At 41.5% G+C, this 12,797-nt stretch carries 6 protein-coding genes; all 6 read right to left on the bottom strand.

Features of this window, described 5'->3' with window-relative positions:
• Positions 1–107: 107 nt before the first annotated feature.
• Complete coding sequence (locus tag ACT170_RS03140) at positions 108–3,038, bottom strand: GBS Bsp-like repeat-containing protein (protein ID WP_444818016.1); 2,931 nt, start codon at positions 3,036–3,038, stop codon at positions 108–110.
• Positions 3,039–3,332: 294 nt separating this feature from the next.
• Positions 3,333–6,884: a GBS Bsp-like repeat-containing protein gene (locus tag ACT170_RS03135; RefSeq protein ID WP_444818015.1), complete on the bottom strand. Its 3,552-nt coding sequence runs from the start codon at positions 6,882–6,884 to the stop codon at positions 3,333–3,335.
• Between the two features lie 273 nt (positions 6,885–7,157).
• Positions 7,158–8,915, bottom strand: a complete 1,758-nt coding sequence (gene lpdA / locus ACT170_RS03130) for a dihydrolipoyl dehydrogenase (protein ID WP_175061253.1) — start codon at positions 8,913–8,915, stop codon at positions 7,158–7,160.
• A 171-nt stretch (positions 8,916–9,086) separates the two neighbouring features.
• On the bottom strand, positions 9,087–10,475 hold the full coding sequence (locus ACT170_RS03125) for a dihydrolipoamide acetyltransferase (protein ID WP_021146892.1): 1,389 nt from the start codon (positions 10,473–10,475) through the stop codon (positions 9,087–9,089).
• 234 nt (positions 10,476–10,709) lie between these two features.
• Positions 10,710–11,708, bottom strand: a complete 999-nt coding sequence (locus tag ACT170_RS03120) for an alpha-ketoacid dehydrogenase subunit beta (protein ID WP_084914543.1) — start codon at positions 11,706–11,708, stop codon at positions 10,710–10,712.
• A 24-nt stretch (positions 11,709–11,732) separates the two neighbouring features.
• Positions 11,733–12,704, bottom strand: coding sequence for a thiamine pyrophosphate-dependent dehydrogenase E1 component subunit alpha (locus tag ACT170_RS03115; protein WP_444818014.1), 972 nt, complete (start codon positions 12,702–12,704; stop codon positions 11,733–11,735).
• Positions 12,705–12,797: the final 93 nt, after the last annotated feature.

Genomic DNA, 12,797 nt, shown 5'->3' with positions numbered 1-12,797 from the left:
TGTTAACGTTTTCATGTTTTTTAATATACCATTTAGCTTTCATTTATGCAAGCGTTTTCTCTCTTTAAAAATTAAAAAAGAGAGAACCATAAGATTCTCTCAATCTATTAATTATAAATAGAATAGTAACGCTTAATCCCTGCCACGATGGCATTAGCTAAAATCTCCTGATAAGCAGAGGTATTCAAACGAGCTGCTTCTTGTGGATTTGACAAGAAACCTAGTTCAAGGAGAACCGCCGGCGCTGTCGTTTCACGCAAGACCGCAAATGTTTGACGTTTCACGCCTTGGTTTTGAGCGCCAGTCGCATTAATCAGGCTAGACTGGATGGCATTAGCCAAGGTGTCACTCATGCTCAAACGAGTCGGATTAGCATGGTAGGTCGCATTAATACGTGATGGGTATTCTGCATAAGGTTGGTAATAATAAGTCTCGATTCCCTGTGCTGCTGAACTTCCTGAAGCATTGATGTGAATACTTACGAAGATATCTGATTCAGAGGCATTAGCTGCACGTGAACGGTCCGTCAAGTCGACATAGGTATCACTTGTACGTGTGGTTACAACTTGATACCCTTCTGCTTCTAATTTAGCTTTCACACGACTTTGGATAGCCAAGGTCAAGCTCTTTTCAGAGATACCAAAGTAAGAAGCACCTGGATCATAGCCACCATGCCCAGCATCGAGATAGACAACCTTATTTAAAACATCGTAGTTTCCTCTTGATGCCGAACCGATTTTCTTAGGGGCTACCACATCAGCTGAAGTTGCCCCAAAGCCGATATTCTTACCTGAAGCATCAACAATATAGCCATGAACGATGTACTTGCCTGAATTCCACTTGTGTTGGCTTGCTGAAATAGTCACTTTATAAGAACCATCATCCTGTTTTGTGGCATTATGCCAAACAAGATCATCCTGACCATTTTGTTCAGACCAGACTGGGATTACCACACCTGAAATACCACTTGGATTTGTCAGATTGGTGATAAGAACATCAAAGGTTCCACGATTTTTATCATTGTTAGCAATAGTTAAGGTTCCTTGAGTCTTAGTAATATCAAGTGTCACCTGTTTCCCACCTAGGCCAATGTATTTACCATCATTGTCAACCAAATAGACATGGGAATTATACAGACCACTATCACCCTTATGGTTGCTTGAACGAACGGTTACCTTATAGTCTCCATTAGCTTGCTTAGCTGCCTTGTACCAGATAATATCATCTTGGCCGTTCTTTTCTGACCAGGTTGGAACCAAGACTTCTTTAAAACCTCGTGGCGCAACCAAGTTTGAAATGACAAGATCATAGCTACCAGTAGCATTGTTGAGACCAATGATGGCAAGGTCGGCTTTGGGATCTGACAAAGTAACTTTTGTTTGTGTGCCCCCTACACCAATTCGTGAGCCATCATTTTGGATATAGTAAAGATGAACATTGTAAAGACCAGTTACGTTTTTGTGGTTGGCTACTTGAACAGTAACCTTGTAATTGCCATCTGTTTGACGTGTCGCTTCATACCAACGAATATCATCTTGACCATCAGCCTCAGACCAGACTGGGACTTGAACCGTTCGTACACCCTTAGGGCTATAGACATCGCTGATGACCACATCAAAAGTTCCAGCGCCATTGTTATTTAAGATAGAAATACTACCACTTGGCTTAGTTTCATTGACATCAACCACGGTCTCAGTTAAATACTGACGGTTGTCATCCTTATCGACGAGATAAACATCTGCTCTGTATTTACCAGTTGAATGTTTATGATCTGAAGCCTTAATCGTCACACGATAGCTTCCGTCTGCTTGCTTACTTGCCTTATGCCAAACCAAGTCATCCTGTCCATTAACAAGACTCCATGATGGGACCAAGATTTCCTTCAAGCCATACGGTGCAACAATATTACGAACCACAGCATCAAAAGTACCTGTAGTTGCATCATTATTTTCAATCGTTAGGCTTGCGCTTGGACGAGATTGGCTAACTTCCACCACTTTTTCAGTCAAATAGAAACGCTTGTTGAAATTATCTACGATATAGGCATCTGCACGGTATTTACCAGTTGAATTTTTGTGGTCACTTGCCTTAATGGTAGCTCGGTAAGAACCATCTGCTTGCTTCGTCGCCTTATGCCAAATCAAATCATCTTGACCACCAACGAGACTCCATGATGGGACTAAGATTTCTTTCACACCTGTAGGAGCAATGATATTTTTTACCACAGCGTCAAAAGTGCCTGTAGCTGCATTATTATTTTCAATCGTTAGGCTTGCACTTGGACGAGCGTAATTAACAGATACTACTTTCTCAGAAATATAATGTCTCTTATTTGTTCGATCAACAACATAGGCGTCTGCACGGTAATTGCCAGCCTCTCCCTTGTGATCAACCGCCTTAATGGTTACACGATAAGAGCCGTCCATTTGCTTGGCTGCCTTATGCCAAATCAAGTCATCTTGACCATTGGCTAGACTCCAAGATGGAACAAGAACCTCTTTAACACCCAAGGGTGCCACAATATCTCGAACCACAGCATCAAAGGTACCAGTGACCTTGTTGTTGTTCTCAATTGAGAAGCTTGCCTTAGGTTTTAGAACATCAGTATCATGAGAATGAGTCAACTTAGCAGGTTCAGCCACGGTATTGCTTGAAACCTCAGAAGCAGTCGGTACCGTCGCATTTTCTGAACTAGCTACTGTGTTCGCCTGAACTACCGATTCAGAGGCAATGACTCTTGATTCAGATGCTACAATCGTTGTTGAGCTTGCTTGACTGACGTGTGGAGTACTTGAGTTTGCCACCTCACTTGTTGCTGTAGATGCTGCCGCCACAGTTGAACTTGGTCTTGCTGATGGCGTTTCTTGCGTAAGGACTGCTCCACCACCAAAAATTTCTGCTGCGGTCGCAGGCTGATACTGGTTCCCTTCTGTAACCGTAGGCATTTGAGTAGCTACCTCATCAGCACTGGCTACCTGAGTGGTCATCGCCATGAGAACAGCTGCACTGGCATAGTAGATAAAATCTTTTGTTCGCATTTAACTTTCCTTTGACACTTTTTCATACGTCACCCATTTTACCATAGAAAATGTCTTACGAATAGAGCAAAAGTGATAATTATCTAAAAAAACTATAAAAATGATAAAAAAATAAGTAATTTCCATACTAAAAGTATCAACGTTATCCAAATAAAGAACCTAAAAACCTATAAACAAGAGATTACAAATGTATATATAATATTCTGAAAATAGATAAATACAAAATATGGCTATCAAAAATGAACACCAAAAAAGCCCTTAGAAGTTACCTTCCAAAGACCTTTCATTAATAGATTAAGCAAAGATTGAGAAGAATGGTGCACCAAGCTTAGTATCCATTGCATCTCGACTCTGAACACCATGAATGTAATCCAATGAATACCAACCATTGTTATTGGCATTAAATGGATCACGAACATAAGTTTTACCATTATCATAGCCATGAAGTACGATTTCATGCGTGTAAGGATAATTGATAAATTGGCTTGCTCCTACTGCTGCCAGAACATGTTGGCCTGACATCAAAGCTGAAGCAATGTTAGCAATGCTTGAAAGCACGTTGCTCTTGAGACCCCAATTTTTACTTGCTAATACAATACCATCCGCGTCTGTACCAGCAACTGATGTTTTATTGAACGAATTTGTATTGTAGTACAAATAATCCGCAACTGTCGTTGGTGCAATTACAGTTCCCAAGATATCTGTAAAGGTCATAGCAAGTGATGTTGGAACACAGCCTGACTGGTCCATATTGCTGACACCATACCACTTAGAAGCCCAACGAGGATCACGTTGAGAATAATAAGTCGTCTGAGGCTCAACACGACGATTACGTGGAGCAAGAGCTGTCTCACCAAGGTTGAATCCGTCTACAGTATTGTCTACATAGTCTACATAAACATGAGTCGTATAGTTACCAATGAGATTCTTATGATTAACAGTCGATACATTGATTTCAGTATGTGTTCCAGTAGGTGCCGTATTGTACCAAGAAAGGTTTCCTTGGTTGCTTTCTGACCATACAGCTACACGGATATTCTTAATCTGACGTCCTTGTGGCGCTTGATCAACTACAACTGTAAAACTACCTGCTTCTGAGTTAACATTAGTGATATAGGTTTGCGTTTTAGTCTTAGCATTACGGAATTCAAGAGTTGTCGTTGTCCCTCCTACACCAACTTGTGACCCATCATTTAAAATGTAGTACAAATGAATATTGTACAAGCCTGTTGAATTTTTGTGGTTAGTAGCTTGAACATTTACCGCATAAGTGCCATTAGCTTGACGTGTTGCTTCATACCAACGAATATCATCTTGACCATCTTTTTCAGACCAAATAGGTACTTGAACAGTACGAACACCTTTAGGACTATAAACATCACTGATAATGACATCAAAAGTACCAGTATCTTTATTGTTATTAACTACTGAAATGGTACCTACTGGTTTATTATGTTTCACATCCACAATTGTTTCAGTGACATAATGACGTTGGTTGGCATTATCTACGATATAAACGTCAGCACGGTAATTGCCTAGAGAATTCTTATGCTCACTAGCCTTAATAGTAACACGGTAGCTACCATCAGATTGGCGACTAGCTTTGTGCCAAACAAGATCATCTTGTCCGTTAACTAGACTCCATGATGGAACTAAGACTTCCTTAACCCCATTTGGTGCAACGATATTACGGATAACAGCGTCAAAAGTACCTAAATCAGCATTATTATTTTCAATAACGAGACTTGCACTAGGGCGAGTTTGAGTAACTTCTACCACTTTTTCAGTGAGATAGAAACGTTTGTTAGAGTCATCTACAATGTAGGCATCAGCACGGTATTTACCAGTTGAATTCTTATGATCCTTTGCCTTGATAGTCACTCGGTAAGAACCATCGGCTTGACGACTTGCCTTATGCCAGATAAGGTCATCTTGACCACCAGCTAAACTCCATGAAGGAACAAGAACCTCTTTCAAACCTGTAGGAGCAACGATATTACGAACAACGGCATCAAAAGTACCTGCTGCAGTATTATTGTTTTCAATTGTAAGGACACCACTTGGTCGAGCATAATCAACAGACACTACTTTTTCGGCAATATAATGACGATTGTTAGCGTTGTCCACGATGTAGGCATCAGCACGGTAATTCCCTTTATTGCCCTTATGCTCACTTGCCTTAATGGTGACACGATAGCTACCATCATTTTGCTTGGTTGCCTTATGCCAAATAAGGTCGTCTTGACCATTTTCAAGACTCCATGATGGGACTAAAACCTCTTTAACACCTAGTGGTGCTGAGATATTAGTGATAACGGCATCAAAAGTTCCTGCCTTAGCATTATTATTTTCAATAGCAAAACTTGCTTTAGGTTTCAACTGCTCTGGTGTCTTACCAATGAAGACCTGCGTAGTTGTTCCACCAACACCCGTCATTTGACCATCTTTTTGAATATAATAAAGATGAACATTGTAAAGGCCTGTTGAGTTTTTATGAGCTGAAGCCTTAACGTTTACTGTATAAGTTCCATTATTTTGACGGTTAGCCGTATACCAGATAATGTCATCTTGGCCATTAATTTCTGACCAAATTGGAACAGAGACAGTTTCAACACCGTTTGGTGCCTTAACATTAGAGATGACAACATCAAAGCTACCAAGAGTTGGATTGTTATTGACAATAGAAATGGTTCCACTCAAATCGCCTTGAGTGGCATCAACCTCAGCACTGGCATTAGCTGTGAAACGTCCTGTATAGTCCACGCTATGGTCAAAGACATGTTTACCTGGCAAGAGATTAGCCGTAGCTGAAAACTGCCATGCACCAGTTTTGGCATTATAGCGCATGTTCTTAGCACTTGTTGCTGTAAGAGTTGTTGATGGGTACTGGGCAACCCAGAAATTCTCAATCCCAAATTGAGAGGTTGAGACAGGTCCACGGTAGCCTAGATTGTTCTCATCCAACCAGCTGGCACTTGTATAGAACATCAAGTTGTTGTATCCATGCTTACGCATTTCGTTAACCCAAGCTTGGGTGTTACGGTTGATATTTGGAAGCATCTTAGAGTCTTCCAAATCATTAACCATAACAGTACTTTTTGGAAGGTTTAGTTTTTGTGCAGCTTGGATGTAGAAACGAGCTTCTGCACGTGCTTCTTCCTCAGTTGTGTATCGAGAAAAATGATAGGTTGATACTTGAAGACCAGCAATTTGAGCATTGCGAACTTGTGAGGGTGCTTTAGGGTTGTTGTACCAAGTGTCCTCAGTCAACTTTACAACGACACCACCCACACCTTGGCGTGCAAGTGCACGATAGTCATCTACACTGATCTCACCATTATGGCTGCTGACATCGATAAAAGTCTTTGGTTGCACCTTAAGCGTTGGCGAAGGAACATCCGTAGAATTCGTCAATTTAGCAGGTGTTGCTACAGCGCTGTTTGACGTTTCAGAATTTGTCGCACTTGTAGAAGCTGTTGCACTTTCTGAACTAACAACTGAAGATGTTACTGAAGTTGACGCTACAGCAACAGTAGAGTTAGCTACTGAAGTTGATGCCGCAGTTGTTACAGCCTCTGAACTTTGTGCTGCAAGTGACGAAGCTACCGCAGGAGCACTAGGTTTTGCCACCTCACTCGTAGCTACGGGTGCTGAAACAGTTGAACTAGGAGTTGCAGGCAAGACTGCTTCTCCACCAAAAATCTCAGCCGCTGTCGCAGGTTGATACTGATTTCCTTCAGTAACAGAAGGAGTTTGTGTCGCCACTTCATCTGCCTGAGCAACCTGAGTTGTCACAGCCAAGAGAACAGCCGCACTAGCATAGTAGATAAAATCTTTCGTTCGCATTTAACTTTCCTTTTGCATTTTTAATACGTCAACCATTTTACCATAGAAAAACTCTAATGGAAAGGTCATTACTTAAAGTTTTCTAAACAAAATAGAAAGATTATAAAACTCTAAAAACTTATAAACTTACTATTCGTTCAATATGAAAACCCTTTATCTATATATTCGGATTAGTTTTGGAAAAATAGTGACAAACTTAGCACATATCATTAAAGATGAAAATGTGTGACAAAAGAAAAATCCCCGAACATCCGTCCGAGAATTTTATTGGCATTATTTACGTTTTGGTGGGTTATGGATAGCTTCTCCAAGTACGTCAGCAAAGGCTTCATACATGTTTTCAGAGAAGGTTGGGTGACCGTGGATAGATTGCAAGAGTTCATCTACAGTCAATTCATTTTCCATAATTGTTGATGCTTCGTTAATCAATTCAGCTGCGGCTGGACCAATAATGTGAACACCAAGGATTTCATGGTACTTCGCATCTGCAACGACTTTAACAAAACCTTGAGCTTCATTTGAAGCAATGGCACGTCCGTTACCAGCAAAGCTTGATTTACCAATGAGAACATCACCGTATTTAGCGCGTGCATCTTCTTCAGTAAGACCACACATTGCGACTTCTGGGTGAGTGTAGACAGCTGCTGGTGTGTAGTCAAGGTGAGCCTTACGGACATTGCCACGCATAGCATTTTCAGCTGCAACTTCACCCATACGGAAAGCCGCGTGAGCAAGCATCTTAGTTCCGTTAACATCACCTGGTGCGTAAATTCCTGGGATTGATGTTTCTTGATAAGCATTAACTTTGATACGACCACGGTCAAGTTCAAGGTTAAGATTTTCAAGACCATCCAATTGAGGGACACGACCGATTGAAAGAAGGGCACGATCCGCTACAATCTCTTCACCATTATTAAGTTTAAGGGTCAATTGGTTGTTAGCTTCTACAATCTCAGAAACCCCAACAGATGTCATGATCTTCATACCCTTCTTAGTAAGAATTTTTTGAAGTTCAAGTGACACTTCTTTATCCATAGCAGGAATAATGCGGTCAGCCATCTCAACAACAGTCACTTCTACACCGTATGAGGCATAAACAAGACCAAGCTCGATACCAACGACACCACCACCCATAACAGCAAGTGATTTAGGCAATTCACGTAAATCAAGGATATCATCTGATGTCATCACAAGTTGTGACTCAATACCAGGAATATTGATACGAGATACTTTTGATCCAGTCGCAAGGATGATATTACGTCCCTTGATTGTTTCTGAACCAATAGTAACTGTCTTATCTGGATTAACTTGACCAAGACCGTTGAAAATAGTGACCTTGTTAGCCTTCAAAAGACCTTGAACACCACCAGTAAGGGTCTTAACGACAGAGTTCTTAAAGTCAACTGTCTTATCCATATCGATAGTGTAGTTTGTTGACGCTAGGTTGATACCACGACCTGCTGCAATCTTAAGTCCATCAAGGATTTCTGCATTTTTAAGGTAGGTCTTAGTTGGGATACATCCTTTATTCAAACATGTTCCACCAAATTCAGATTTTTCAACGATGGCAACCTTACCACCAAGTTGTGCACCACGAATGGCAGAATAGTAACCAGCAGGACCACCACCGACAACGATAATATCGTACTCATTGTCAGCAAGAGGTGCTTTTTCTGCAGCAGCTGTTGGAGCAGCTTGGACAGGAGCTTTAGGAACTTCAAGACCAGCTGATTCCAACTGAGCAGTTGCTTCTGCAACAGGTGCGCTAGCAGCGTTATCAGCCACAACTTCACCTTCTGCTCCAATATAACCAATAACCTCAGTAACTGGTACAGTTTCACCAGCCTGACGCGTAATCTTCAAAAGAACACCAGAATCTTCTGCTTCAAGTTCCATGTTCGTTTTATCTGACATGATTTCAAGAAGGATATCTCCCTCATTAACCACATCACCCTCTTGTTTTTTCCACTCGATGATTTCGCCTTCCTGCATGTCCACACCAAGCTTAGGCATAATAATCTCAAAAGCCATTTATAAGATACCAAGAGCGACCAGAAAGCGACTGAAAATTAGGCGTCTGACACGTCAGCCTGCTGACGTAGACAGACGGTCTATTTTCCAAGCTTTCCGCTCGGGTTCAGTTATACCCTCTGGTTCGCCCTCTCCTTTCTATTAAAACTTCAGTTTTCAGATATTTTTTTCTTAAATCAACAATTCCATAGGATTTTCAATCAAATGTTTCAAATCAACCATGAATTTGGCACCATTCATACCATCTACAATACGGTGGTCAATTGTCAAGCAGAGACCCATGATTGGACGCACAACAACTTCACCATCAACGACAACCGGTGTCTGAATAGTTGCTGAAACACCAAGGATAGCTGAGTTTGGTTGGTTAATGATTGGATTGAATGACTTGGTTCCAAACATTCCCAAGTTAGTAATAGAGAAGGTTGAACCTGACATTTCAGCAGCCTTCAACTTACCAGCTTGAGCTTTCTTGATGACATCTTTAGATGCCACAACAAACTCAGACAAACTCATCTTATCTGCACCATGTACAACTGGTACAATCAAGCCATCATCGAGACCAACGGCAATACCGAGATTAACAAATTTGTGTAATTCGATATTTTGTGCATCATCAATCAAGGATGCATTGAGGTAACGGTGTTCCTCTTTCATAAGGGTACGCACAACTGCTAAACCAATCAAATCAGTGAAGGTTACCTTCATGCCAGTCTTGTTCATGATTGGGTCAAGGACTTGCTTACGTAGGGCCATAAGGTTAGTCATGTCCACGTCATAGTTAAGGGTGAAGGTTGGTGCAGTCAAGTATGAGTGCGTCATTCCCTTAGAAATAGCCTTACGCATAGCAGACATTGGAATAACTTCCACACCTTCTGGCAAGACTTTTTCAGGTTTAGCTTCAACCACAGGTGCAGCTGCAGCTTCCTTAACTTGCGCTGGAGCACTGATTGCAAGGATATCTTCCTTAGTAATCTTACCACCAAAGCCTGTTCCAGACACGCTAGCTAAATCAATACCAAGGTCCGCAGCAATCTTACGTGCCAATGGTGTTGCCTTAGGTTGAGCACCCTTAAAGTTCTCAACGTCATCCGCGTGAACACGACCTTTTGCTCCAGTTCCTGGAACTTGAGTAAGGTCAATTCCCAACTCACGCGCCACCTTACGCGCCTTAGGCGTTGCACGTACCTTCCCACCTTCATGAACGACAGGGGCTTGTGTTTGCGCTGCTACTACAGGTGTTTCTACAGCGGCAACTTCTTCAACTTTTGGAGCAGCTTCAACTGCAGGTGCACTCGCAGCATTATCAGCCACAACTTCACCTTCTGCTCCAATATAACCGATAACCTCAGTAACTGGAACTGTTTCACCAGCCTGACGTGTAATCTTCAAAAGGACACCTGAATCCTCTGCTTCAAGTTCCATGTTTGTTTTATCAGACATGATTTCAAGAAGGATATCTCCCTCATTAACCACATCACCCTCTTGTTTTTTCCACTCGATGATTTCGCCTTCCTGCATATCAACACCAAGCTTAGGCATAATAATCTCAAAAGCCATATTTTATGATACTAAGAACGCTAAAATGCGACAGAATTTTAGGAGTTTTACGTTAGTGTTCTTGCACACAAGTAAAACTATCTAAATTCCGCAGCATTTCGTTCGAGTTCAAATCGACTCAAACGCTTTAACGCCCTCTCCTTTCTACTTTAAATTATAATTTCCGATACTCCCACAGTTAAAACAAGAAAAGATCTTACTAGCGAGAAATATCACTTAACCGTCGCTAGAAAGTTAGTTCCCTTTATTGGCCATCTTGATGATTTCAGCCTTAATCTTTTCAACATCTGGAAGAACTGCTTGTTCCAAGACACGTGCATAAGGTACTGGAACATCTTCACTCGCCAAACGTACAATTGGGTGGTCAAGGTAATCAAATGCTTCACTTTCAGTAACCATAGCAGCAATCTCTCCGATAAATCCGCCAGTCTTATAAGCGTCATTGACCAACATCAGTTTACCAGTCTTCTTAACTGACTCGAAAATCAATTCCTTATCAAGTGGGATAAGGGTACGTGGGTCAACTACCTCAACATTGATACCTTGTTCAGCCACTTCTTCAGCCGCTTTAAGAACACGTTCCAACATACGACCATAAGTAACGATAGTAAGGTCTGTTCCTTCACGCTTGATTTCACCTTTTCCAAGTGGAATGTAGAAATCAGGATCTTGTGTCACTTCTTCTTTCTTACCGTAAAGAGCTTTTGGTTCCATGAAGATAACAATGTTATTGTCTTGAATAGCAGATTTCAAAAGACCTTTAGCATCGTTAGCATTACCTGGAGCAACTACTTTAATCCCTGGAATGTGAGTCAACCATGACTCAAGAGATTGTGAGTGCTGTGCCGCAGAACCAATCCCTGAACCAGATGCCACACGGAAGGTTACAGGAGTCTTCAAACCACCACCAAACATGTAGTTATTTTTTGCGCCATTATTAACGATAGCGTCAAGGGCAATCGTGATGAAGTCCATGAAAGTCAAGTCAACGATTGGGCGAAGACCTGTGATAGCAGACCCAACAGCTGCACCAGCGATAGCCGCTTCTGAAATTGGCGTATCTTTAACACGTTTTTCACCAAACTCTGCCAACATACCAACTGATGTACCGAAGTCACCACCATAGATACCAACATCTTCACCCATAAGGAAGATGTTTTCGTCTTTACGCATTTCCTCGCTCATAGCAAGGTTTACTGCCTCACGCAAGGCCATCAATTTTGTTTCACTCATACTTGTATTCCTCAACCTTTCTCTTTAGTCTACCCATACATCTTCAAAGGCAACTGAAAGTTCTGGATCTGGGCTATTTTGGGCGAACTCATAAGCTGCATCAACCTCTGCCTTAACTTGGCTTTGGATAGCATCTAACTCTTCAGCGCTTGCGATATTTTCAGAAACGAGAAAGTCACGGTATTTAATGATTGGGTCGTTATTGTTCTTCCACTCGTCAACTTCTTCCTTAGTACGGTAAACACCTGCATCGGCAGTTGAATGACCGAACCAACGGTAAGACTCTACCTCAACGATAGCTGGTCCATTACCACCACGGACATGCTCAACAGCCTTGCCCATTGTTTCATATACAGCCAAAACATCGTTACCATCTTCACAGTAGAAGCCAGGAATACCATAAGCTTCTGCACGAGTATAAAGGTGAGGTGTGTTTGTAGCGTTATGGATATCCATAGAGATACCATAACGGTTGTTGATGATAAAGAAGATAACAGGTAATTTCCACGTAGCTGCCATATTGACTGACTCATGGAATGAACCTTCATTAGTTGCACCATCTCCTGAGAAGGCCACAACAATGTTTCCTGTTTCTTTGTACTGTTGAGTGAGGGCTGCACCTACGGCAAGAGCGTAACCACCACCAACAATACCGTTAGTTCCATAGTTACCTTTTTCAAAGTCAGCCAAGTGCATAGAACCACCACGGCCCTTAGAAACACCAGTAGCCTTACCGGCAAGTTCTGCCATCATTTTATTCAAATCCATGTCTTGGGCGATAGATTGTCCATGGCCACGGTGATTTGAAAAGAAGATATCGTCATAGCTCAAGTGTTGAACAGCACCAACGTTAGCTGCTTCCTCACCTACTGAAAAGTGAGTCATTCCTTGAACAAAGCCACGACGAACCAATTTATTAATACGTGAATCAAATTCACGAATACGTTCCATTTTAGTGAACATCTCAAGATGTGTCTCTTTAGAAAGTTTTACCATATCGATCTCCTCTATCGAAATTTTTCTATACATCTAGGATAGGTTAAAAAAACTTAATGAGCAAGAAATATGCTTGAAAAATGAAAAGCCTTA

The organism is Streptococcus sp. cx1, from assembly GCF_052384325.1.
GTDB classification, from domain to species: Bacteria; Bacillota; Bacilli; order Lactobacillales; family Streptococcaceae; genus Streptococcus; species Streptococcus salivarius_G.
Note: the sequence above shows the minus strand (reverse complement) of the source record. Positions and strands in the feature narration are given on the sequence as shown.